This window comes from Sinosporangium album (genome assembly GCF_900100605.1).
Classification (GTDB): Bacteria; Actinomycetota; Actinomycetes; order Streptosporangiales; family Streptosporangiaceae; genus Sinosporangium; species Sinosporangium album.
In genome coordinates this window covers 72,510-95,088 of sequence record NZ_FNCN01000004.1, presented here as the reverse complement: position 1 = coordinate 95,088, position 22,579 = coordinate 72,510, and the positions used below count along the sequence as shown (strand labels likewise).

Annotated in this window: 23 protein-coding genes, 1 tRNA gene and 2 pseudogenes; 16 read left to right on the top strand and 10 right to left on the bottom strand. The window is 67.9% G+C overall.

Going from position 1 to position 22,579, the window contains the following annotated elements; genetic code table 11:
• Positions 1-101: 101 nt before the first annotated feature.
• The 5 genes from acs to BLQ73_RS05365 all read left to right on the top strand — a co-directional run bounded on the left by acs (position 102) and on the right by BLQ73_RS05365 (position 5,474).
• Positions 102-2,087, top strand: a complete 1,986-nt coding sequence (gene acs, locus BLQ73_RS05385) for an acetate--CoA ligase (RefSeq protein WP_093168879.1) — start codon at positions 102-104, stop codon at positions 2,085-2,087.
• Between the two features lie 206 nt (positions 2,088-2,293).
• On the top strand, positions 2,294-3,520 hold the full coding sequence (nhaA, locus tag BLQ73_RS05380; RefSeq protein WP_093168877.1) for a Na+/H+ antiporter NhaA: 1,227 nt from the start codon (positions 2,294-2,296) through the stop codon (positions 3,518-3,520).
• Positions 3,521-3,548: 28 nt separating this feature from the next.
• Positions 3,549-4,085 carry a phage holin family protein gene (locus BLQ73_RS05375; RefSeq protein ID WP_218125632.1) on the top strand — a complete coding sequence of 179 codons (537 nt, stop codon included), beginning with the start codon at positions 3,549-3,551 and terminating at the stop codon, positions 4,083-4,085.
• The gene (locus BLQ73_RS05370; RefSeq protein WP_093168874.1) at positions 4,075-4,995 is read left to right on the top strand and encodes an alpha/beta fold hydrolase; all 921 of its coding nucleotides are present in this window, start codon (positions 4,075-4,077) and stop codon (positions 4,993-4,995) included. Before BLQ73_RS05375 ends, BLQ73_RS05370 begins: the two co-directional genes overlap by 11 nt.
• Positions 4,995-5,474: a DUF309 domain-containing protein gene (locus tag BLQ73_RS05365; protein WP_245690810.1), complete on the top strand. Its 480-nt coding sequence runs from the start codon at positions 4,995-4,997 to the stop codon at positions 5,472-5,474. Before BLQ73_RS05370 ends, BLQ73_RS05365 begins: the two co-directional genes overlap by 1 nt.
• A 1-nt stretch (position 5,475) precedes the next feature.
• Here the strand turns inward: BLQ73_RS05365 and BLQ73_RS05360 are convergent, their stop codons facing one another.
• A complete protein-coding gene (locus BLQ73_RS05360) occupies positions 5,476-6,666 on the bottom strand; it encodes a MarP family serine protease (RefSeq protein WP_093168870.1) in 1,191 nt (396 codons plus the stop codon).
• A 151-nt stretch (positions 6,667-6,817) separates the two neighbouring features.
• On the opposite strand from BLQ73_RS05360, the gene BLQ73_RS05355 reads away from it, so the two are divergent.
• Positions 6,818-7,342 (top strand): HEAT repeat domain-containing protein, encoded by a 525-nt coding sequence (locus BLQ73_RS05355; protein WP_093168868.1) that lies wholly within the window; start codon positions 6,818-6,820, stop codon positions 7,340-7,342.
• A 77-nt stretch (positions 7,343-7,419) separates the two neighbouring features.
• Here BLQ73_RS05355 and BLQ73_RS05350 read toward each other — a convergent pair whose 3' ends face one another.
• Both BLQ73_RS05350 and nth read right to left on the bottom strand, forming a co-directional pair.
• A complete protein-coding gene (locus BLQ73_RS05350) occupies positions 7,420-8,076 on the bottom strand; it encodes an NUDIX hydrolase (protein WP_176955286.1) in 657 nt (218 codons plus the stop codon).
• Between the two features lie 81 nt (positions 8,077-8,157).
• A complete protein-coding gene (gene nth, locus BLQ73_RS05345) occupies positions 8,158-8,883 on the bottom strand; it encodes an endonuclease III (protein WP_420819992.1) in 726 nt (241 codons plus the stop codon).
• Between the two features lie 77 nt (positions 8,884-8,960).
• On the opposite strand from nth, the gene BLQ73_RS05340 reads away from it, so the two are divergent.
• Positions 8,961-9,641 (top strand): Crp/Fnr family transcriptional regulator, encoded by a 681-nt coding sequence (locus BLQ73_RS05340; RefSeq protein WP_093168864.1) that lies wholly within the window; start codon positions 8,961-8,963, stop codon positions 9,639-9,641.
• 22 nt (positions 9,642-9,663) lie between these two features.
• Here BLQ73_RS05340 and BLQ73_RS05335 read toward each other — a convergent pair whose 3' ends face one another.
• Genes BLQ73_RS05335 through BLQ73_RS05320 form a run of 4 tightly spaced genes read right to left on the bottom strand, consistent with a single transcriptional unit; the run spans position 9,664 to position 11,905 of the window.
• The gene (locus BLQ73_RS05335; RefSeq protein ID WP_093168862.1) at positions 9,664-10,473 is read right to left on the bottom strand and encodes an MBL fold metallo-hydrolase; all 810 of its coding nucleotides are present in this window, start codon (positions 10,471-10,473) and stop codon (positions 9,664-9,666) included.
• Entirely contained in the window at positions 10,470-11,294 is an 825-nt protein-coding gene (locus BLQ73_RS05330) for an NUDIX hydrolase (RefSeq protein ID WP_093168860.1), read from the bottom strand. The genes BLQ73_RS05335 and BLQ73_RS05330 overlap by 4 nt, the downstream gene beginning before the upstream one ends.
• Positions 11,295-11,753 (bottom strand): RidA family protein, encoded by a 459-nt coding sequence (locus tag BLQ73_RS05325; protein WP_093168858.1) that lies wholly within the window; start codon positions 11,751-11,753, stop codon positions 11,295-11,297.
• The gene (locus tag BLQ73_RS05320) at positions 11,750-11,905 is read right to left on the bottom strand and encodes a Sp36 family protein (protein ID WP_090771375.1); all 156 of its coding nucleotides are present in this window, start codon (positions 11,903-11,905) and stop codon (positions 11,750-11,752) included. The genes BLQ73_RS05325 and BLQ73_RS05320 overlap by 4 nt, the downstream gene beginning before the upstream one ends.
• Positions 11,906-12,022: 117 nt before the next feature.
• Here BLQ73_RS05320 and bagA point away from each other — a divergent pair, with 117 nt between their 5' ends.
• Both bagA and bagB read left to right on the top strand, forming a co-directional pair.
• Positions 12,023-13,036 carry an ATPase BagA gene (gene bagA, locus BLQ73_RS05315; RefSeq protein WP_093168856.1) on the top strand — a complete coding sequence of 338 codons (1,014 nt, stop codon included), beginning with the start codon at positions 12,023-12,025 and terminating at the stop codon, positions 13,034-13,036.
• A gap of 37 nt (positions 13,037-13,073) precedes the next feature.
• A complete protein-coding gene (gene bagB / locus BLQ73_RS05310) occupies positions 13,074-14,231 on the top strand; it encodes an ATPase BagB (RefSeq protein WP_093168854.1) in 1,158 nt (385 codons plus the stop codon).
• A gap of 158 nt (positions 14,232-14,389) precedes the next feature.
• Here the strand turns inward: bagB and BLQ73_RS05305 are convergent, their stop codons facing one another.
• Positions 14,390-14,686: a WhiB family transcriptional regulator gene (locus BLQ73_RS05305; RefSeq protein WP_093168852.1), complete on the bottom strand. Its 297-nt coding sequence runs from the start codon at positions 14,684-14,686 to the stop codon at positions 14,390-14,392.
• 259 nt (positions 14,687-14,945) lie between these two features.
• Here BLQ73_RS05305 and BLQ73_RS05300 point away from each other — a divergent pair, with 259 nt between their 5' ends.
• Positions 14,946-17,201: a transglycosylase domain-containing protein gene (locus BLQ73_RS05300; RefSeq protein WP_093168850.1), complete on the top strand. Its 2,256-nt coding sequence runs from the start codon at positions 14,946-14,948 to the stop codon at positions 17,199-17,201.
• 128 nt (positions 17,202-17,329) lie between these two features.
• Here the strand turns inward: BLQ73_RS05300 and BLQ73_RS05295 are convergent, their stop codons facing one another.
• Positions 17,330-17,785: a GatB/YqeY domain-containing protein gene (locus BLQ73_RS05295; protein ID WP_093169251.1), complete on the bottom strand. Its 456-nt coding sequence runs from the start codon at positions 17,783-17,785 to the stop codon at positions 17,330-17,332.
• Positions 17,786-17,867: 82 nt separating this feature from the next.
• Between BLQ73_RS05295 and BLQ73_RS05290 the strand changes: the two genes are divergently transcribed.
• The 3 genes and pseudogenes from BLQ73_RS05290 to BLQ73_RS34930 all read left to right on the top strand — a co-directional run.
• Positions 17,868-18,767, top strand: coding sequence for a metallophosphoesterase (locus tag BLQ73_RS05290; RefSeq protein ID WP_093168848.1), 900 nt, complete (start codon positions 17,868-17,870; stop codon positions 18,765-18,767).
• A 63-nt stretch (positions 18,768-18,830) separates the two neighbouring features.
• Positions 18,831-18,904, top strand: a tRNA-Pro gene (locus tag BLQ73_RS05285).
• A gap of 760 nt (positions 18,905-19,664) precedes the next feature.
• Positions 19,665-20,042, top strand: a pseudogene (locus tag BLQ73_RS34930) (DDE-type integrase/transposase/recombinase); the annotation flags it as partial.
• A gap of 137 nt (positions 20,043-20,179) precedes the next feature.
• Here the strand turns inward: BLQ73_RS34930 and ltrA are convergent.
• Positions 20,180-21,424: a group II intron reverse transcriptase/maturase gene (gene ltrA / locus BLQ73_RS05275; protein WP_093168844.1), complete on the bottom strand. Its 1,245-nt coding sequence runs from the start codon at positions 21,422-21,424 to the stop codon at positions 20,180-20,182.
• 592 nt (positions 21,425-22,016) lie between these two features.
• Here ltrA and BLQ73_RS34925 point away from each other — a divergent pair.
• From BLQ73_RS34925 to BLQ73_RS32110, 3 genes and pseudogenes are all read left to right on the top strand, one after another.
• Positions 22,017-22,130 (top strand): annotated as a pseudogene (locus BLQ73_RS34925) (IS3-like element IS1141 family transposase); the annotation flags it as partial.
• Between the two features lie 18 nt (positions 22,131-22,148).
• Complete coding sequence (locus BLQ73_RS33810) at positions 22,149-22,328, top strand: hypothetical protein (protein WP_245690809.1); 180 nt, start codon at positions 22,149-22,151, stop codon at positions 22,326-22,328.
• A 28-nt stretch (positions 22,329-22,356) separates the two neighbouring features.
• Positions 22,357-22,530: a hypothetical protein gene (locus BLQ73_RS32110; protein WP_176955285.1), complete on the top strand. Its 174-nt coding sequence runs from the start codon at positions 22,357-22,359 to the stop codon at positions 22,528-22,530.
• Positions 22,531-22,579 lie beyond the last annotated feature (49 nt).

The following is a 22,579-nucleotide window of genomic DNA, read 5'->3' as shown; positions in this document are numbered from 1 at the left end:
CAAGCAGACACAATCAGGCCCGGTACGGCGAAGCCGGCCCCGAGTCCGCGCGGCCACCTGGCCGGGCGAGCGCGGCCTTAGGACACGTGAAGGAGTATGTAGTGGCGGCGGACACCCCTGGTCGCGATCCCGGTGAGTCCCAGGAGACCCTGTCGAACCTGCTTCAAGAGAACCGCAAGTTCCCGCCCCCGGCCGAGTTGGCCGCGAACGCCAACGTGACCGCCGCGGCCTACGAGGAGGCCGCCAAGGACCGGCTCGGGTTCTGGGAGCGCGCGGCCGACCGTCTGACGTGGGCCGAGCGCTGGAACACCACACTGGAATGGAACCCGCCCTTCGCCAAGTGGTTCGTCGGCGGCAAGCTGAACGTGGCCTACAACTGTGTCGACCGCCATGTGGAGGCCGGCAACGGCGACAAGGTGGCCTACTACTGGGAGGGCGAGCCGGAGGGCGACAGCCGTACCCTCACGTATGCCGATCTGAAGCGTGAGGTCTCCAAGGCCGCCAACGCGCTTGAGGAGCTCGGAGTCCGCAAGGGCGACCGGGTCGCGGTCTACATGCCGATGATCCCGGAACTGCCGATCACCCTGCTGGCCTGCGCGCGGATCGGCGCGATCCACTCGGTGGTGTTCGGCGGGTTCTCCGCGACCGCGCTGAGCGGCCGCATTCAGGACGCCGACGCGAAGGTCGTGGTGACGGCCGACGGCGGGTTCAGGCGCGGGGCGCCGAGCGCGTTGAAGCCGACGGTGGACGAGGCGCTCAAGGAGTGCCCGAACGTGACCAGCGTCCTCGTGGTGCGGCGCACCGGCGAGGACGTGGACTTCACCGACCGTGACGTCTGGTGGCACGACCTGGTCGACCGCCAGAGCGACGTGCACGAGCCGGTGCCGCACGACGCCGAGGACCCGCTCTACATCCTCTACACGAGCGGCACGACGGGCAGGCCGAAGGGCATCCTGCACACGACGGGCGGCTACCTGACGCAGGTGGCGTGGACGCACGACGCGGTGTTCGACCTGAAGCCCGAGACCGACATCTACTGGTGTACGGCGGACATCGGCTGGGTGACGGGGCACTCGTACATCGTGTACGGACCGCTGGCCAACGGAGCGACCAGCGTGATCTACGAGGGCACGCCGGACACTCCGCACAAGGGCCGGTTCTGGGAGGTCGTGCAGAAGTACAAGGTCACGATCCTCTACACCGCGCCCACCGCCATCCGGACGTTCATGAAGTGGGGCGACGACATCCCCGCGAAGTTCGACATGTCCTCGCTGCGCATTCTCGGCAGCGTGGGCGAGCCGATCAACCCTGAGGCGTATGTCTGGTACCGCGAGCACATCGGCGGCAACCGCTGCCCGGTGGTGGACACGTGGTGGCAGACCGAGACCGGCGGCATCATGATCAGCCCGCTGCCCGGCGTGTCTGCGGGCAAGCCCGGTGCGGCGATGCGCCCGCTGCCGGGCATCACCGCCGACGTGGTCGACGACCAGGCGCGGTCCGTGCCGAACGGCGGCGGCGGATTCCTCGTGGTGCGCGATCCGTGGCCGTCGATGCTCCGCACGATCTGGGGCGACGACCAGCGCTACATCGACACGTACTGGTCGCGCTTCGACGGGATGTACTTCCCCGGCGACGGCGCCAAGCGGGACGAGGACGGCGACCTGTGGCTGCTCGGCCGGGTCGACGACGTCATGCTCGTCTCGGGGCACAACATCTCCACGACAGAAGTGGAGTCGGCGCTGGTGTCGCATCCGAAGGTCGCGGAGGCGGCCGTGGTCGGCGCCACCGACCCGGTGACGGGGCAGGCGATCGTGGCGTTCACCATCCTGCGCGGCAGCGCCGAGGAGAGCGCCGACATCGCCGCCGAGCTGCGGTCGCACGTGGCCAAGACCCTCGGCCCGATCGCCAAGCCGCGCCAGATCCTGGTGGTGCCCGAGTTGCCGAAGACCCGGTCGGGCAAGATCATGCGCCGGCTGCTGCGGGACGTGGCGGAGAACCGTTCGCTCGGTGACGTGACGACGCTGACGGACGACTCGGTGATGAACCTGATCGCCGGCAAGCTCCCGTCGGCCAAGAGCGAAGACTGACCTCGCTGGGAGGCTCCAGGGGCCGAGGTATCTGAAGTACGCGGAGAGCGCGGATCACAGAGATGGTGATCCGCGCTCTTTGGTGTGATTCGAACCCATGAAGTGATCTTTTTTGCTCCTTGGGTACTCTAGGGCGCAGGTGTGCCGGGAAGTCTGGTCGGCCGCGGGGGGAACGTCCCGATCGTGACTAGCCACCAAGGGGGAGCATGCGCCGCGCGGCCCAAATCTGGCCTTTTCGGCCGACCGTAAGGTACACCCGGCAAGTAGCCGAAGCGCTGCGAACAGAGACCATCGGCGGCATCGTGATGCTGGTCGCCACCGTGGTAGCACTGATCTGGGCCAATATCTCCTACGAGTCATACGACGCGCTACGCAGCACGAAGATCGGCCCGGAGTTCCTCCACCTCGATCTGGAGCTTGTGAAGTGGGCCCAGAACGGACTCCTGACGATCTTCTTCTTTGTGGCCGGGCTTGAGGTCAAAGAGGAGTTCGTCCACGGCGAGCTGTCCAACCTCAAGAAGGCCGCCTTACCGATCATCGCCGCATTCGCCGGCATGGCCGTACCCGCGATCGTCTATCTGCTGGTGAGCTGGGGCGCGCCGGACGCGGCGCGGGGATGGGCCATTCCGACGGCCACCGACATCGCGTTCGCACTGGCGGTGCTGGCGGTGACGGCGTCGGCGATGCCCTCGTCACTGCGCGCGTTCCTGCTGACCTGTGCGGTGGTGGACGACCTCGGAGCCATCACGATCATCGCGCTCTTCTATACGGACGGGTTGAACCTTCTCATGCTGGGGGCCGGGATCCTCTTCCTCGTCCTCTACTGGTATCTGCAGCGCAAGCACGTCACGTCATGGTGGGTGCTGGTCCCCGTCGCCCTCCTGGCCTGGTATTTCGTCGAGGTGAGCGGCGTGCACGCGACGGTGGCCGGTGTGGCGCTGGGACTGCTCACCAGGGTGCACAGTGGACCGGACGAGGACTATTCGCCGTGCGAGCGGGCGGACCACTACGTGCGCCCGATCTCCGCGGGCTTTGCCGTACCGGTCTTTGCCTTCCTGTCCGCCGGGGTATTGCTGGACAATGAGAGCCTCAGCTTGATCTTTACCGACCGGATAGTCCTGGGAGTGATCGCCGGGTTGCTGATCGGCAAGTTCCTGGGGGTGTTCGGCGGTGCCTGGCTTTCTGTACGCCTCGGGCTCGCCAGACTGTCCGACGAGCTCAATTGGCGTGACATGGCGGCGGTTTCGATCCTCGGCGGGATCGGGTTCACGGTCTCGCTGCTGATCGGCAACCTCGCGTACAGCGGTGACGTGGCCCGGACCAACGCGGTCACGGCCGGGGTGCTCGCGGCGAGCTTCGCGGCGAGTGTCGCGGCCGCCGTCTTGCTCCGGGTGCGCATACGAAACCGTCTCAACGCGCAGGATGATGTTTGACACTTCCTGCACCCGATAGGAGAACGTCATGCCGCAGACACCGGCTCCGCCACCTGAGGGCGAGTCCCTGGGCGCGCTCGTCGCCGAGGCGACCACCCACATCTCCACCCTGATCCGCTCGGAGATCGAACTGGCCAAGGCCGAGGTCAGGTTCGACGCCAAGCGGGTCGGCACGGCGGGCGGGCTGTTCGCCGCAGCGGCGTTCATGGCCCACCTGTGCCTGATCCTGGGGTCGTTCACCATCGCCTACGCCCTGGTCGCGCTCGGTCTCTGGCAGTGGCTCGCCTTCTTGATCGTGACGGTCTTCTACCTGGTGGTGAGCACGCTGCTGGTGTTCATCGGATACCGCCGCCTCAAGGGGCTGTCCGGCATGAAGCGCACCACACGCACGCTGCGCGACCTCAAGGACATCGCCAACGTGGACGGCAAGGCCCCCGCGGTCCAGCCCCACGGGGCGCCCGGGCCCGAGTCGCTGCCGACCGCAGGGCAGGTCGGCATCCACAGAGTCCCGCTGGACAGCGCGTCGAGCGCTTCCGGGCCCAAGTCGGTCGGCGATGGCACCTGACGAGTCGCTGGTCAGGATCGACGGCCCGTGGGAGCACCGCTCGGTCCACGCCGGAGGCACGCGTTTCCACGTCGTGGAGGCGGGCGAGGGGCCGCTGGTCCTGCTTCTGCATGGCTTTCCGCAGTTCTGGTGGTCGTGGCGGCACCAGTTGGAGTCGCTGTCGGCCGCCGGATTCCGGGCGGTCGCGGTGGACCTGCGGGGTTACGGGGGGAGCGACAAGCCTCCGCGCGGATACGACCTGCCGACCCTGGCGGGAGACGCGGCCGGGATGATCCGCGCGCTCGGCGAGCCCTCGGGCGTCGTGGTGGGCCACGACTGGGGCGGGCTGCTGGGCTGGACGATGGCCGCGCGCCATCCGAAGGTGGTGCGACGCCTGGTGGCGGTGTCGGCTCCGCATCCGCGACGGCTGCGCGCGGCGCTGTTCGGCGACCTCAGAGGGCAGCTGAAGGCCAGTAGATACGCTCTCGGGTTCCAGGTCCCCATGCTGCCTGAACGGCGCCTGGCGCGCCGTGAGGGCGCGCTGGTGGGCAGGCTGCTCGACCGCTGGTCGGGCCCGTCGTGGCCGGAAGAGAGCGTGGCCCGCCGCTATCAGGACGTATTTCGCATCCCCCACGTCGCCCACTGCTCGCTGGAGTACTACCGGTGGTTCTTCCGGTCGCAGTTCCGCCCCGACGGGCTGCGGTTCGCCCGGCAGATGCGCGCCGAGGTCGAGGCGCCCACGCTCCAGCTCCACGGCGCGCTGGACCGGTGCATCCTGCCGCGCACGGCACAGGGGTCCGGCCGTTACGTGGCCGCGCCGTACCGGTGGCGCCTGCTCGAAGGGGCCGGGCATTTCCCGCATGAGGAGCGCCCCGAGCATTTCAACTCCGAGCTGCTCGGCTGGCTCGCCGATCCGGAACCGGAGCGATGATGGGCACCCGTCCACGTGATCGCGACCCCGCGGGCAGGCCGCAGAACGCGCGGCCCCGGGACTCGTTCGGGCGGCCTCTGCCGTACGGCGCGGCCGGCGGGGTGCCGCGCGTGCCCGACGACTACGCGCCGGAGGCGGGTGAGGCCGTGGCGGAAGCCGTACGGCTGCTCGCCGAGCGGAGGCCGTTCCACGCGCACGAGGTGCTGGAGGCCCGGTGGAAGACCGGCCCCGACGACGAAAGGGACCTGTGGCAGGGGCTCGCCCAGATCTGCGTGGGGCTGACCCATCTGCAACGCGGCAACGCCCGGGGGGCGTCCGCCCTGCTGGCGCGCGGCGCGGAGCGGGTGGCCGGCGCGGGGCGGGAGCCGTACGGCATCGCCACGCGGTCTGTGGCCGAGGCGGCGAGGCGGGTGGCGGCCGGGGAGGACGCCGACGCCGACGAGGCGATCGCGTCCGTGCTCGGGGCGCTGGCGCCGTGAGCTAGTCGCAGTCCTGCGTGTCGACGGAGTGGCGTGCCGCCGCCCCCGCCTGGGCGTCGGGGCGGACCTCCGCCGCGGTGAGCACGTAGCCCGTCTCCTCCTGGTCGGTCGCGGCGGCGAAGATGACGCCGAAAACGCGCCCGTCGGGGGAGAGGAGCGGTCCGCCGGAGTTGCCGGGCTGGACGAGCCCGCGTACGGCGTAGACCTCGCGGACGACGGTGGTGCGGCCGTAGATGTCGGGCCCCTTGGCGTCCTGCTTGATGCGGATGCGGGCGGCGCGGGGCGTGAAGCCCTCGCCGCGGGGGTAGCCGGCGATGATGGCGCTGTCGCCCTTGGCCGCGGTGCCGTCGAAGCGGAGCACCGGCAGGTTGAGACCGGGGGCGTACAGGACGGCGATGTCGCGCCGGGGGTTGTAGAGCACCACGCGGGCGGAATGCGATTCGCCGGAGTGGTCGGTGACGGTGATGTTCTGGGTCACGCCCGCAAGGACATGGGCGTTGGTCATGATGCGGTCTTGGGCGTAGACGAAGCCGGTGCCCTCGATCTGCTTGTTGCAGGACGGCGCGCGGCCCTGCACCTTGACGATGCCCTGGCGGGCCCTCTTGAGGTCGCCCCCCTGCAGCACGCCCCGGTCGGGCGGCGGCACCTCGACGAACGCGCCGGCGCCGATCTCCGCGAAGACAGCGGGAAAGCCGGACTTGTCGACGAACTCCCGGAAGGGCTTCTGCCATGCCCTGGCCGCCTGCGGCAGGGCCTGGTCGACCGTGGAGAGCAGCAGAGACCCGTTGACCTGCTGGCTGAGCGGCGGAATCGGCGAGACCCGGACAAGAGACCCGATCAACCAGGCGAAGATCAAGACGGATAACGCGCTGGTGACGGTGCCTCCGACCGCGTCGGCCACCCTCGCCGGCTCCCAGGTGACGTGGCTGCGCACCACGGCGCCGATCGTCGACGACGCGAACTGCCCGACCGTCGCGGCGAGGAACACGATGACGATCGCGAGCAGTGCCTGCTCGGTGTCACCGGTCACCACGGCCCGCGCTATCGAAGGAGCGATGGCGACGCCGAGGAAGGCGCCGCCCACGAAGCCCACAAGGCTCAGCACGCCGACGATGAAGCCCTGACGGTAGCCCGATATGCCGAAGGCAACCATCAATCCGATGAGGATGAGGTCAAGGAGATCGCCGCGCACGCTATCAACGTTATCCAGCGTGCCCGGTCCATGCGTAGTTCTTCGCCGAAGGACCGTGTCGAGCCGCGTCGAGCCGCGGCTTCGTACGGCTCCGGCCCGACACGCCGATCACCCTAAAGGCAGACACTCTCCGTAGCGTTATCGTGACTTCATGTCCGCGACAACGGAGATAAGCGATCTGGTCCAAGCGGCCCTCACCGACCGAGACCCCGACGGCCCGATCCGCTGGCAGGCCATCGCCGACCTGCAGCGGCGCGGCGACCTGGCGACCTTCACCGAGGCCAGGCGGCTGTGCGCCGGGCAGACGACCACCGAACGCGTGCTCGGGGTGGACATCCTCGGGCAACTCGGCACGCCGGACCGGCCGTTCGCCGACCGCAGCCTGCCGATCCTGCGCTTCCTCGCCACCTGCGAGGAGGATCCGATCGTGCTCTACTCGGTGCTCATCGCCCTCGGCCACCTCCGTGACCGGCGGGCCCTCCCCACCGTGATCGACCTCGCGCGGCACGAGGACCCGCGGGTGCGCTACGGCGCGGCCTACGCCCTGCCCAACGTCGTCGGCACGCCTCCCGACCCGACGGGACTGGCCGCGCTGCGCGTCCTGGTCGAGGACGGCGACGACGACGTGGCCGACTGGGCCGCTCTCGGCCTCGCACTGACGTCGGCCGACCTGTGACCGCGTTAGCACCGGCCGGTGAGGCCCGCCCGACGCCCGCCCGCGAGGCCCCGTCGACGCCGGGCGACGAGGCCCGGTTATCGGCGGCCGGCGAGGCCCAGCACGTCGGGGGGCAGATCCTCCACCCGCGAGGCGTCCCAGGGGCGCTCGAAGCGGCCCGCGGCCAGGACACGGTCGAGCAGACCGGCGGTGAACCCCCACACGAGCAGGCCGCGCACCCGGAAGGCGGCGCCGACATATCCGCTGGGGGTGCGTGTGCGCAGCCGGTTGCCCGGGTCGCACAGCTCCGCGAGAGGCACGCGCTCGACCGACTCGACCTCGTCGGGGGACGCGGCGCTCACGGCCGAGGGAGTGTGCCACCAGCCGACCACCGGAGTGACCCGGTTGTCGCTGGCCGCGACGTAAAGCTCGGGCAGGGCGCCGACGACCGCCACCCCGGCGGGGTCGAGCCCGGTCTCCTCTCGCGCCTCACGGAGCGCGGCGGCCGCCGGGCTCGCGTCCTGCGGGTCGACTCCGCCGCCGGGGAAGGCGGGCTGACCGGCGTGCCGGCTGCCCCGGGAGCTGCGCTGGATCAGCAGGACGTCCGGGCCCTGCGGGCTCTCGCCGAACAGCATGAGCACCGCGGCGGCCCGACCTCCGTCGGCCGGCGGCTTCAGATAGCCGGGCACCGGGGCCCTCCCGGCGGCCGTCGTCAGAGTGGCAAGCCACTCGGGCACATGCGTCGCGTCGATCACAGGGCGCCTTTCGAAGATGACCGAAGTGTAGGGGTGCCCGAAGCCCTCGCCGTACGCCGTGGGGCCTCGGGGGCCGGACGCTTACGAGAAGGGGCCCGAGCGGACGAGCTTGGCCGCGAGGTCCGGATCTGTGGGGCCTGTGCCGTACGACGGGCAGAGGGCGGCGAGGGGGCACACGCCGCAGGCGGGCTTGCGCGCGATGCACATGCGGCGGCCGTGCCAGATGAGCCGATGGGACATGACGGTCCACTCCCGTTTCGGGATGAGTGCGCCGACAGCGTGCTCGATCTTGACCGGGTCGGTCTCGGTGGTCCATCCGAAGCGGCGGGTGAGCCGCTGGAAGTGGGTGTCCACGGTGATGCCGGGCACGCCGAAGGCGTTGCCGAGCACCACGTTGGCGGTTTTTCGTCCGACTCCGGGAAGCGTGACGAGGTCCTTGAGGCGGCCGGGCACCAGGCCGCCGTAGCGGACGCAGACGGCCTGGGCCATGCCGATGATGCTGGTGGTCTTAGCGCGGAAGAACCCGGTGGATCGGATGATCTCTTCAAGCTCGGCACGGTCGGCCCCGGCGTAATCTTCAACTGTCCGATACTTCGCGAAAAGGGTTGGAGTAACCATATTTACCCTTTTGTCCGTACACTGCGCCGAGAGAATCGTGGCGACCAGCAGTTCGAGCGGGTTGCCGAAATCAAGCTCACAGTGGGCATCAGGGTAGGTTTCCGCCAGTATCCGATTCATACGACGGGCACGGCGGACAAGGGCCAGCCGGGACTCGCCAGCGGCGGAGTTGAGAGCTTTGCGGGGCACCCGGACAGCCTATGCGCACAGCCTCCCCATGACCCGCCCGATGGCGTGCGTCACAATGGCTTGCAGAGGAGGCAGGAGTGAACACCGACGACGTGCTGGGCAAGGCCCCCCTGTTCGCCGCTCTCGATCGTGAGGGCGCAGCCGCGCTGCGCACGAGCATCACCGAGGTCGCGCTGTCCAAGGGACAGACGCTCTTCAGCGAGAACGAGACCGGCGACCGGCTCTACGTGGTGCTGGAGGGTAAGATCAAACTATCGCGCACGGCTCCTGACGGCAGGGAGAACCTGTTGAGCGTGCTGGGGCCAGGCGAGATGTTCGGCGAACTCTCCCTTTTCGACCCACGACCACGTACGGCGTCAGCCATCGCGTTGACCGACGTCCGCCTGGCCGGGCTCGGCCACGACGACCTCCGCCCCTGGCTGACAGGACGGCCCGAAGTCGCCCTGCATCTCCTGCGGGCCCTGGCCCAGCGGCTGAGGCGCACCAACGACGTGCTGGCCGACCTGGTCTTCACCGACGTGCCCGGCCGGGTCGCCAAGGCCCTGCTGGACCTGGCGGAGCGGTTCGGCACACGCACCGAGGACGGGCTCCGCGTCCACCACGACCTGACCCAGGAGGAGCTGGCCCAGCTCGTGGGCGCCTCCCGGGAGACGGTCAACAAGGCCCTCGCCGACTTCGCCCAGCGTGGATGGCTGCGCATCGAGGCCAAGGCCGTGGTCATCATGGACACCGAGCGGCTGCACAACCGCTCACGGTGACCCGGCGTCCTTCGAGACGCCCTTAAAGATGTCCTCTGAGGCGTCCTTCCACGGGCGCCTCGGAGCGTCCTTCGAGGTAGGCGAGCTGGGCCCGCACCGACATCTCGGCTGCGGGCCACAGCGTCCGATCCACGTCCGCGTAGACGATCTCGACGACCTCGCGCGGCGTCACGGCTCCGAGCGCCTGGGCCGCCCTGATCTGCGCCAGCCGTTCGCGCCGGTGCGCCACGTAGGCGGCGACGACCGCCTCCGGGTCGGCCACCACCGGGCCGTGTCCCGGCAGGAGCACGTCGGCCGCGAGGGAGCCCACCAGCTCACGCAGGCGGTCCAACGTGCGCAGATAGTCGGCCAGGTCCCCTTCGGGGGCGATCACGGTCGTGCCCCGGCCGAGCACGGTGTCACCGGTGAACAGCGCCCGGTCGTGCGGCAGCCAGAGGCACACCGAGTCGAACGTGTGCCCCGGGGTTGCGTAGACGTGAAGTTCGGCGTCGCCGACGGCGACCACATCCCCCTCGGCCAGCCCCTCCTCCCCCAGCCTGTGGCGGGGGTCGGCCGCCCTGACCGGCGCGCCCGTCAGCTCGGCGAAACGCCGCGCGCCGCCGCTATGGTCGTCGTGGCCGTGCGTGAGCAGGATCGACTCCACGCGGCGGTCACCGACATGCGCCGCGACACGCCGCAGGTGGATCTCGTCGAGCGGGCCGGGATCGATCACGATCACCGACTCCCCCGCTCCCACCACCCACGTGTTGGTGCCGTCGAGCGTCATGACCGACGGGTTGGGGGCGAGGATGTTGACGGCGTGCGCCGTACGCGCTCCCTCGGGGCTGTTCATGGTCGTCTGTAGTCCTCACCCGGGATGATCAACCGCATCTCCCCGTCGATCTCTACGGCCTGTGGAAGGAAGGCCTTGATCGTGCGTTCGGCCGCGAGCACCTCCGCGACCTTCGCGTAGCCCGACAGCTCGGACAGCGTCGTGAAGGTCGGCGGCATGAGGTAGATCTCCCCGTCCTCCGCGCGGGCCAGCGCCTCGGCCGGTGAGAGCCACGTGACCTTGTCGGCCTCACCGCCCACGTCGCGGGTGCGCTGCCCCGGCGGCAGGGCGGCGGCGAAGAACCTGGTGTCGAACCGCCTGTCCTCGACCTCCGGCGTGATCCAGTGCCCCCACGCCTTGAGCAGGTCGGAACGGAGCACCAGACCTCGCCGGTCGAGGAACTCGGCGAACGACAGTGACCGGTCGATCAGCGCCAGCCGCTCGGCCTCCCAGTCGTCCCCGGTCGTGTCGGCGACCACCGAATCCGGTCCGGAGCCCGCGAGCAGGACCCCGGACTCCTCGAAGGTCTCGCGTACGGCTGCGCACACGAGCCCCTGCGCGGTCTTGGCGTCGGCGTGCAGGACGTCGCCCCACTCCCGCGGCGAGGGTCCCGCCCACGCGACGCCGTGATCTTTGTCCCGCTCGTCCACGGAGCCGCCGGGGAACACGTAGGCTCCGGCCGCGAAGGCCATTTCGGCCCTGCGGCGCAGCAGGTAGACCTCAAGCCCTTCACGCAGCAGAACCACGGTCGCGGCGTCGCGCGCCGCCACCGGGGCCAGCCTGCCGGCCATGATGTCGCGGGCACGCGAGACGAACTCGCCCGCGAGCGGGACCCCTTCCATTCAGCGCACCTCGGCCACGAATTCCACCTCGACGGGGGCGTCCAGCGGCAGGACCGCCACCCCGACGGCGCTGCGCGCGTGCCTGCCGGCCTCGCCGAGAACCTCGGCCAGCAGCTCGCTGGCACCGTTGCCCACGGCCGGCTGGCCCGTGAAGCCCGGCGCGCTAGCCACGAACACGACGACCTTGACGATGCGCGTGATGTTGGACAGGCCGCCCGCGACGGACGCGATCGCCGCCAACCCGTTCAACGCGCAGATGCGGGCCTGCTCGGCGGCGACCTCCGGCGTCACCTCGGCGCCGACCTTGCCGGTCACCTCCAGCTTGCCGCCGACCATGGCGAGCTGCCCCGAGGTGTAGACGTAGTCGCCGGTGCGCACCGCGGGCAGATACGCCGCGAGCGGGGCGACCACCTCGGGGAGCTCCAGGCCCAGCGCGGCGAGGCGCTCCTCGGGCGTCACGCCTTCTCCCGCTTGAAGTAGGCTACGAGCTGCTCCGGGGTCGCGCCCTGCACGATCTGCACGAGCTCCCAGCCGTCGGCACCGAAGTTATCCAAGATCATCTTCGTGTTGTGGATCAGCAACGGCGCCGTCAGGTATTCCCATTTCTTCATGTGGCACACACTAACGGGATGCCGCTATCCCATCGGTAGCCGAGGCCGCACCCGGTGTGAGCCATTTCAAAGACCGTCGGCGAAGGCACCCGACGACCGTTCGGTAGCCTTCGAAATGTGAGCGCTCGCGACACCGACTGGGACGGCGTACGGCTGCATGTCGTCACCGGCAAGGGCGGCACCGGGAAGACCACGGTGGCCGCCGCTCTCGCGCTGGCTCTTGCGGCCGAAGGCCGCAAGGTCCTACTTGTCGAGGTCGAGGGGCGCCAGGGCATCGCCCAGGTCTTCGACCTGCCGCCGCTTCCCTACGAGGAGCGCAAGATCGCCGTCGCCCCCGGCGGGGGCGACGTGTTCGCGCTGGCCGTGGACCCTGAAGAGGCCATGCTCGAATACCTGGAGATGTTCTACGGCATGCGCCGGGCGGGCAAGGCCCTTACCAAGATGGGCGTGGTCGACTTCGCGACCACGATCGCCCCGGGGCTGCGCGATGTCCTTGTCACAGGCAAGACGAGCGAGGCCGTACGGCGGCGCGGCAAGAACGGCCGCCGCGTCTACGACGCGGTCGTGCTCGATGCGCCCCCGACCGGGCGCATCGCCCGTTTTCTCAACGTCACCTCCGAGGTCGCGGGGCTGGCGCGGCTCGGTCCGATCAAGAACCACGCCGACCTCGTGCGCGGCGTCATGGCCTCGCCCGAGACGCGGGTCCACTTCGTCACCCTGCTTGAGGAGATGCCGGTCCAGGAGACCCTCGACGGCATCGCCGAGCTCCGCGAGGCACGCCTCCGGCCGGGCGGCATCTTCATCAACATGACGCGACCGCCGCTGTTCGCCAAGGCGACCTTGGACGCCGCGGCCAAGGGCCACTTCGACGCGGCCGAGCTGGCGCTCGGCCTCAAGGCCGTCGGACTGGCCGACAGCGGCAACGCCTCGGCGATGGCCGAGTCCCTCGCCGAGGCGCTCACCGCCGAGGTGGCCGACCACGCCCGCCGTACCGCGCTTGAGCGCCGCGAGAGACGCACGCTGGCCGGCGCCCACCTGCCGCGCTACGAACTGCCTCTACTGGCCGACGGGGTCGACCTGGCGGGGCTCTATGAGCTCGCCGAGGCCATACGGGCGCAGGGCGCGGCGTGAACGTACAGCTGGCGACCGGCGAGTCGGAGAAGCGGATATGAGTGTCAAATCAGCACCGGTGCTTCACACCGACGCCATCCTGGCCGACCCGCGCACCCGCATCATCGTCTGCTGCGGCGCTGGCGGCGTCGGCAAGACGACCACCGCGGCGGCGCTCGGGCTGCGGGCCGCCGAACACGGCAGGTCGGTCGTCGTGCTCACGGTGGACCCCGCCCGCAGGCTCGCCCAGTCGATGGGCCTGACCCACCTGGACAACGTGCCGCGCCGGGTCGCCGGCGTCGACGGGCCGGGCGAGCTGCACGCGATGATGCTCGACATGAAGCGCACGTTCGACGAGATCATCGAGGCGCACGCCGACCCGGAGCGGGCCAAGCAGATCCTGTCGAACCCGTTCTACCAGTCGCTGTCGTCGAGCTTCTCCGGCACGCAGGAATACATGGCCATGGAGAAACTCGGGCAGCTCAGGCGGTCCGACGAGTGGGACCTGATCATCGTCGACACCCCGCCCTCCCGGTCGGCGCTGGACTTTCTCGACGCGCCCGAACGTCTCGGGCGATTCCTTGACGGAAGGTTCATCCGCCTGCTCACCGCGCCCGCCAAGGCCGGGGGGCGCAGCGCGTTCAAACTGCTCAACGCCGGATTCGGGCTGGTGGCCGGGGTGCTGACGAAGGTGCTCGGGGCCAATGTGCTGAAAGACATCCAGACGTTCGTCTCGGCACTCGACGCCGTCTTCGGCGGCTTCCGGCAGCGGGCCGATCAGACTTACCAACTGCTTCAGGCGCCCGGCACCGCGTTCCTGGTGGTGGCCGCGCCGGAACGCGACGCGATGCGCGAAGCCTCGTATTTCGTGGAGAGGCTGGCGGAGGAGCGCATGCCCCTCGCCGGCCTCGTGGTGAATCGGGTCCACAGGACGCCCGCGACGTCTCTGTCGGCGGCGCGCAGCGCCGCAGCGGCCGAAGAGCTCGAAGCGCGAGGCGAACACGAGCTGACCGCGGCGGTGCTGCGCCTGCACACCGGCCGTATGCAGCTGGCGGCTCGCGAAGCCCGCGAACAAGAACACTTCATCTCGGCTCACCCGACCGTGCCTGTCACTCAAGTGCCTGCCATGGCTGAGGATGTGCATGACCTCGACGGATTGCGGCAGATCGGCGAAATGCTCGCCGAGGCGCCGAAGGGCACGCGCGCGGTCGGGTGAGAGGTGGATGAGCCTGTACGGCACGGCACACAGCAGGTGACGCGTCGCCGCGGAAATGCGGCGCCGGCCGTACAGGCCCGGGGTTCAGGGTTCGGTGGGACCGGGCGCGGGCGTGAGGTGCTCGCCTGAGCGCGGGCCGAGCCGAACCCGGGTCAAAGTCAACCCGCTATCAGCTCATTGGTCCGCTCGTATTCCTCCTTGGCCGACTCAAGCAAGTCGCGCCACGATGCGACATCCGGTCGCCGCCGAAGCAACGCACGTCGTTCCCGCTCGGTCATCCCGCCCCAGACCCCGAACTCGATGCGATTGTCCAACGCATCGGCCAGGCATTCGGTACGGACCGGGCATCCTCGGCAGATGAGCTTCGCCCTGTTCTGGGCGGCACCCTGGACGAACAGAGCATCCGGGTCCGCACCTCGACAGGCGGCACGGGAGGTCCAATCCGTGATCCACATTTCGACCCCACTCCCCTTAGGTGGTCAGTCGTTTCGGCCGACGGGCGCGGGCGTCGAGCCTCCGTATTCAGTTGCCGCAGAGGAGAACGTACGCAACCAGGCGTTCCCGCCGACAGCCCCAGTCGGGCCAATTTCCCGTGTGGTCATCCGGGATCATGTGGCCGGGAATGACTAGTCACCCCCCGATGGCAGGGACTGGTCAAGGCGAAATGGACTTTGAGTACCGATTGAGTCAGGGAGCCCGCGTACCCTTGGTCTCGTGCAAGCTACAGGCAAAGTTCGGGCATCAGCGGTCACAACTCTCGTACGGCTCATCGCCGCGGGAGGCGCCGCGGGCGTACTGGCCGCTGCTGTGGCCTTGCCTGCGGTCGGCGGCGCCGGCATCGCCGTCAAATCCGCGACAGAAGACCTACGACTACAGCCGGAGGAGCTGGAAGAGCCTCCGCTCCCCCAGGTGACCGAAATCCTCGACGTGAACGGCAAGAAGTTCGCGCAGTTCTACTACGAGAACCGGGAGTCGGTCTCTCTCGACCAGGTCGCGCCGATCATGCAACAGGCGATCATCGCGATCGAGGACTTCAGGTTCTACGAGCACGGCGCGATCGACCTCGAAGGCACACTCCGCGCGCTCGTCAAGAACCTCACCAGCGGCGGCATCACCGAGGGCGGCTCGTCGATCACCCAGCAGTACGTCAAGCAGGTGCTCGTCAACGCGGCCGAGAACAAGGAAGACCAGGACGCCGCGGTCGAAGCCAGCCTGACCCGCAAGCTCAACGAACTCCGCCACGCGATGGCGATCGAACAGAAGTACACCAAGGACCAGATCCTTGAGCGCTACCTGAACATCGCCTACTTCGGCGCCGGCGCCCACGGCATCCAGGCCGCGTCCAAGCGCTTCTTCGACAAGCCCGCGTCCAAGCTCGAACTGCACGAGGCGGCGACGCTGGCGGCAGCCGTACAGAACCCGTCGAGCACCGACCCCAACGTCAGCAAGGCGCAACGCAAGCGCCTACAGGACCGGCGCAACCTCGTCCTGGACCGCATGGCCGAGCTGAAGAAGATCAGCAAGGAGGAGGCCGAAGCGGCGAAGAAGCGCAAACTCGGTTGGAAGGACACCGAGATGCCGGGCGGGTGCGAGCAGAGCAAGTACGCGTACTTCTGCATGTACACGCGGTACGAGATCCTCAACAACCGGCAGTTCGGCAAGACCCCGGAAGAGCGCGAGAGGCGCCTCGTCAGGGGCGGCCTCACCATCAAGACCACGCTCGACCCGAAGATGCAGAAGGCCGCCGAAAAGGCCATCAGGAAGTACGCCTACCCCTCGGACAAACCCGTCGTCTCCGAAGCCATGATCGTGCCCGGCACGGGCGAGATCAGGGCCATGGCGGCCAGCCGTACCTACGGCAACAAGGGCAAGAAAAACGAGATGGGCTACAACGTGGTCGCCGACGAGGCCCACGGCGGTGCCATCGGCTTCCAGACGGGGTCGACGGCCAAGGTCTACACCCTCGTCGCCGCGCTCGAAAAGGGCATGAAGCTCAGCGACGGCTTCTCCTCGGGAAACGTCTACTACGCTCCCAGCGCGAGCGCCTTCCGGGACTGCAAGAACAACCTGGTCGGCATCCCCGGCCACCCCGTCAGAAACTCCAGCGAAGGCGGCGGCGGCTTCCAGAACCTGCAGACCGGCACCTGGAACTCCGTCAACACCTTCTTCATGCAGCTCCAGCAGAGGGTCGGTCTCTGCGACACCGTCAAGACCGCCGAGAAACTGGGGATGAAGCGGGCCAACGGCGAGAAACTTGAGCAAGTCGAGACCTTCACGCTCGGCGTCAACGAGTCCGATCCCGTCACCGTCGCCAACTCCTACGCCACCATCGCGGCGCGCGGAAAGTACTGCGAGCCGATGGCGATCACCGAGATCCGCGAGAGGGACGGCAAGACCAAGACCTACAAGCCGAAGTGCAAAGAGGTCCTGGACCCGGAGGTCGCCGACGCGGCCAACCACATCCTGTCCGGGGTGTTCACCAAGGGCACCATGCGCGACAAGGGCAACATCGGCCGTGACGCGGCGGGCAAGACCGGCACGACCGACGACTACACCGCCGCCTGGTTCGCCGGCTACACGCCCGACCTCGCCGCAGCCGTCAGCATCGGCGACACCCGAGGCGCCTTCACCCACGACCTCACCAACGTGACCATCGGCGGCACGTCCTACACCCACATGTACGGCTCGTCCATCGCCGGCCCGGTCTGGGTGGAGTCGATGCGGGCCGCACTCGCCGGCACCCGGGCCACCTCGTTCGTTCCGGTCAACATGGCGCGCTTCGGCGGCTGCGCCAGCTCCTGCGCCCCCAAACCGGTCAAGAAAGAGCCGAGGAACGGCGGAGACGGCGACATCGACACCGGTGGCGGCGACGGGGACGGCGGCGACGCCGACAGCCAGGGCGAAAACGGAGCCGACCGCCGCTTCGACCGGAACTTCGGCGACGAACGTCCGATCACGCCGGTCGAATAGGACGGCGAGCTGAGACACCGAAGTCCTCCACGGGCAGACGCTTGTGGAGGACTTCGCGGTTCAGGCCGCCAGACCCGGGCCGGCCAGGCCGACGCGAACCCGGCCCGGACAGAGACCAGGCGTGCGGCTCAGGCCGACAGGCGAGCGCGTACGGCGGAGGCCACCCGGCCGCCCTCCGCGCGCCCCGCCACCTTCGGGTTCAAGACCTTCATGACCTGGCCCATCGCCTTCGGACCCTCGGCGCCGCTCTCCGCCACGGCCTCATCGACCAGCCGTGCGAGCTCCTCGTCGGACAGCTGAGCCGGGAGGTACTCCTCCAGCACCGCGTGCTCCTCGACCTCCAGGCGCGCCTTCTCCTCCCGCCCGGCGCTCTCGAACGCCTCAGCCGCCTCCCGGCGCTTCTTCGCCTCCCGGGTCAACACCTTGACGATCTCCTCGTCGGACAGCCGCCGGGCCTGCTTGCCCGCCACCTCCTCGGTGCTGACCGCCGCGAGGACCATCCGCAGCGTCCGCGTGCGGACCTCGTCGCGGCCCTTCATGGACGTCGCGAGATCCGCCTGTAGCTTGTCCTTCAATCCACTCATGCGGTCCATCTTGCCGCCTCACCACCTCTGTCGGCGCCTCGGTTTCCTCTGTGAACCCCCCGAAGTCAGGCATGATGAGACCGTGAGGAAAGCAGTCGCAGTCCCCTTGTCCCTGCTCGGTGCCGGCGTGGCCGGCCTGGCCTACGCCTCGATCGTCGAGCGCAACTGGTTCAAGCTCAGGCGCTTCGACGTCCCCGTGCTCGCCCCGGGACAACGCCCCCTGCGCATCCTGCATCTTTCCGATCTCCACCTCACGCCCGGCCGGCGCATGCTGATCGACTGGGTTCGATCACTCGGCGACCTCGAACCCGACCTTGTGGTCAACACCGGCGACTCCATCGCCCACCCCGAGGCCGTCCCGGCCCTCCTCCACGCCCTCGAACCCCTCCTGTCCCGCCCCGGGCTCTTCGTCTACGGCTCCAACGACCTCTACGCGCCGATCCCCAAGAACCCCCTCCGCTACCTCTGGCGCAGCTCCAAAGGCATCCACAGCCGCAAGGTCACCAGCCTGCCCTGGGAGGAACTCGGCGCCGGCATGGAAGCCGCCGGGTGGCTCGACATGAACAACGCCACCGCTCGCATCAAAGCCGGCGACCGCGACATCGCGGTCGCCGGCATCCACGACTCCCACATCGATCGAGACCGCTACGAGCTCATCGCCGGTCCGGCCCCCGCCGACGCCGACCTCCGCCTCGGCATCATGCACTCCCCCGAACCCCGCAACATGACCAAGTTCGCCGCCGACGGCTACCAGCTCCTCCTCGCCGGCCACACCCACGGCGGCCAGATCTGCGTCCCCTTCTACGGCGCCCTCGTCACCAACTGCGGCATCGACCGCGCCCGCGCCAAAGGCCTCAGCCGCCACGACAGCTCCTGGCTCCACGTCTCCGCCGGCCTCGGCACCTCCCCCTACTCCCCCGCCCGCTTCTCCTGCCACCCCGAAGCCTCCCTCCTCACCCTCACCCCCCGCCGCTCCCCATGACGTACGCAAGTACGCCCGAAGTCCGCTAGACTCGTCGAAGCGTCGGCGAGACAGCCGGAGCACCGGGGTGTAGCGCAGCTTGGCAGCGCGCTTCGTTCGGGACGAAGAGGCCGTGGGTTCAAATCCCGCCACCCCGACCCAATTTGGCCAGGTCAGAGGCCGGTTCGCTTGAGGGCGGACCGGCCTTCTTGATCGTTTGATCCTCATTCGACCCTCGAACCAGCCGCCATCTGGCGCCACCTGGGGTCACGGAGTCGCCCGCCATGACATCGCACAACCCCGCCTTGCGAATCGCCGTGTTCAATCAGACCTTCCTCCACTTCCACGGGCCACTCGGCGCCAAGCTGCCCCTAGGAGCTGTTCGGAGTTCGGATCACGTGGTTGCTTCGCAGGTGGTGCGGGGTGCGGTGATGTGCATGGGCGAGCTCCGCTTGGGTTGCTTTTCGGCGCGGGACAGTGTCGGCCATCACGGCACCCATCCCGACATGCGAAATCCCCCCGCCCCCTGGCCGGCCGCTGCTTGATCAAAGCCTTCCCGGAACCGGTTCGGGATCACCTGCATATCGTGGCGCTCTTGGAATCGATATCCGAGAGCGCGGACTCGGAGAAGCAGTAACCGAGCTCCGCGCGGCAACCCACGAGCAACTCGAACCCCATATCGGCGTAAAAGCCTCCTGCCGTCTGACCGGAGTCGGCCGATCCACCCTCTACCGGAACCGCACACCCCGGACCGAACACCGGCAGCCGATCAGAACGGCACCGCCCAACGCCCTTTCACAAGAAGAGCGCGACCACCTGGTCTCCGTCCTCAACTCCCAGGAGTTCAGGGACAAGTCCGTACGCCAGGTCTGGGCCGCACTACTGGACCGCGGCCTCTACCTCGCCTCACCGTCGACCATGTACCGCGAGCTGCGCAGACGCGGCCAGGTCCGCGAGCGGCGCGCCCAGGCCCGCCACGAGGCCAAAAAGAAGCCCCAGCTCATCGCCCGCCACCCCGACCAGGTGTGGACATGGGACATCACCAGGCTGCGCGGACCGGTCCGGGGCCAATTCCTCGACTTATACGTGATGCTCGACATCCATTCGCGCTACGCGGTGCACTGGGAGGTGCACACCCGCGAATCCGGACTGCTCGCGAGGGCGTTCATCGAGAACGCGATCCGAGGCAACGGCGGTATCGCCCCCGATGTGATCCATTCCGATCGAGGCGCCGCGATGACGTCGATCTCGGTGGATGAACTGCTGTCGGAACTGGGGATCACCAAATCGTATTCCCGGCCGAAGACGAGCAACGACAACCCATATTCGGAGGCGCAGTTGCCGGGTAGCGGGCAGGGATCTCACCTGCCCGCCCCCACAGATCCGGACGTGAACCTCTCGATTCATCCGGCTCGTGCCGTCCAGTCCTTCGGTCAGTACCGCAGCGCCCAATGCGCGAACAGCCGAGGCGCTCGCTTCCGAACGCTTTCCAGCCATTTCCTCGCGCGCTTGTCACTGTGTTTCAGCCGCTTGTACTTCCATCGCGCCCAGCGCATCAGATGGCGGTCAATGCGCTCGCATAGTGGTATCACCGCGCTCGGGTAGAACACGGTGAAATAGTTGAGCCAGCCTCGAAGGACCGGGCTCAGCCATCGTGCGATTTCGTTGAGTGTCTGAGTTGTGCGCCGATGGATCCGCCAGGATGCAATCTTGCGGCTTATCTCGGTCAGCTTTTCCGGAGCCACCGCCGGCAAGAACCCGGTATAGATCTGCTTCCGGTTCTTGTCGAAGGCCATCCGGGGGCGGAACGCATATCCGCAGAACGTAAACGTCACCTGATCAAACTCCTGGTGACGTCTGCTGTCCTTACAGTATACGATCTTCGTCTTGTCGGGGTGGAGTTCCAGCCCGATCTCGGCGAACCGACATTCGATCGCCTCCCGCACCTGCCGGGCCTGTCGTTCGGTCACGCAATGGACCACCACATCGTCTGCGAAGCGTTCGAATGTCACCGTCGGGTATTCCCGCGACATCCACATATCGAAGCCGTAATGCAGGAACAAATTGGCGAGCAACGGGGAAATCGGACCGCCTTGTGGCGTCCCTTTCGTCCGGGCTGTCAGGGTGCCATCGGGCATCAGCATCGGGGCTTTGAGCCAGCGTTCCACATATAACAGGACCCATTTCGAGTCCGTGTGCCGCTCTACCGCTTTCAGCATCAGATCCCATGGCACGGAGTCGAAGAAGGCTTTGACGTCGAGGTCGACGACCCAGTCCTTCTTAAAACACCGTTTCCGGCAGGTCCCGACAGCGTCCAGCGGGGAGCGTCCAGGGCGGTAGCCGTAGGAGTCGTCATGGAACACCTTCTCCACGTTCGGCTCCAGCGCCATGACCGCCGCTGTCTGCGCAATCCTGTCGACCACGTTCGGGATGCCGAGAACCCTCGTTCCGCCCTTCTTGGGTATTTCCACCGCGCGGACCGGTCCGGGAAAGTAGCTACCCGAGGACATGCGATTCCACAGTTTATAGAGGTTGTCTTTCAGGTTCTCCTCGAACTGCGAGATCGACACGCCGTCGGCCCCGGCCGCTCCTCCATTCTCCTTCACTTTCAACCAAGCACCCCACACCAGCCGCTTGGAGATATCATGCGACTTGACCTTAGACTTCGGCTCACTCATGCGATTCCTCCCTTCACGGTTGATCACATTCGCTTACCAGGACGACCCCTCCCCTTGGCTCCACCCCCACTGCGATACGCAGGGACTTCACAGCTACTACGGGCGAGTCCGCCAGCGTGTCCCGCATCGGTACTCCGCTCCTCGCGGATTCGCCGCTTGGAGCCCTCCCTCTCGCCGTCTCCACGGCTGTGTCGGGACACGCCTTCACACGTTCCATACGAGAGCCTGATCCGGGCTCATGCTGCCTATATGCCGGAGGCCGCCTGGGCAGTAAACGGGTATCCCCCAGACTCATCCCGAAGTAGTTTTACGACCTCGGTTTCGACCTCATCTGACTTGATTTCGACACGTCAACGGCAGAAGGATTTCACCCATCGCTCATCTTCCCGGACCTTACCTGACACGGTCGAGCCGTGCCTTTTCCCGCGACGTTCACCACAACGGTCTTCAGCCAATGCAGCTCGGGGTGGTTTAGAGCCTCTCCCCGCAGAGCGACTCTGGAGGGCCAGTAAACCTCCATCTCTCACACAGCACCACATTCAGTGAAGCGCCATCACACTCCGCCTCCCGTGTTCGTGTTCACAACAAAACACTCAAATACTGCCCTGTATTTCCTGAGGCGTTCGGTTCGATCGCCAATGCGCGTGGTTTCTGCCGTCGTTTCTTCGACTACTACAACCACGAGCACTACCATTCCGGTATCGGCCTGCACACGCCCTTCACGGTGCACATCGGTACGGCTCAGGCCGTGCAGGACAGGCGGGCCGCGACCGTCGACGCCTTCCGCATGGTCAACCCGCAGCGCTTCACCTGCCGGCCCCGCCTGCCCGAGCTCCCGGCTGCGGCGTGGATCAACAAGCCTGATCAGGAGGGCGGCCCACCGTCTGAGGAGTCGGCAGCTTAGCTATTGCTACCCCTGTGTCCCCTTTGACTTGACACCTACCGAGTTCCGCCGACGCTTCCCCGAGGGGCGGGCCACCCGCTGGTTCGTCTACCTCAACGCGCCGATGTCGCGGCTGAACGCGGTCATCGACCTGGCACCCGCGGTCGTGGACATCTCCGAGCGGATCGCGGCCGCCAAGCCTATGCTGCCTCACGCCGCATAGAGACCGTTCAGGACGTCGCCGCGCTGGAAGTGCTGCAGGATCGGAGCGC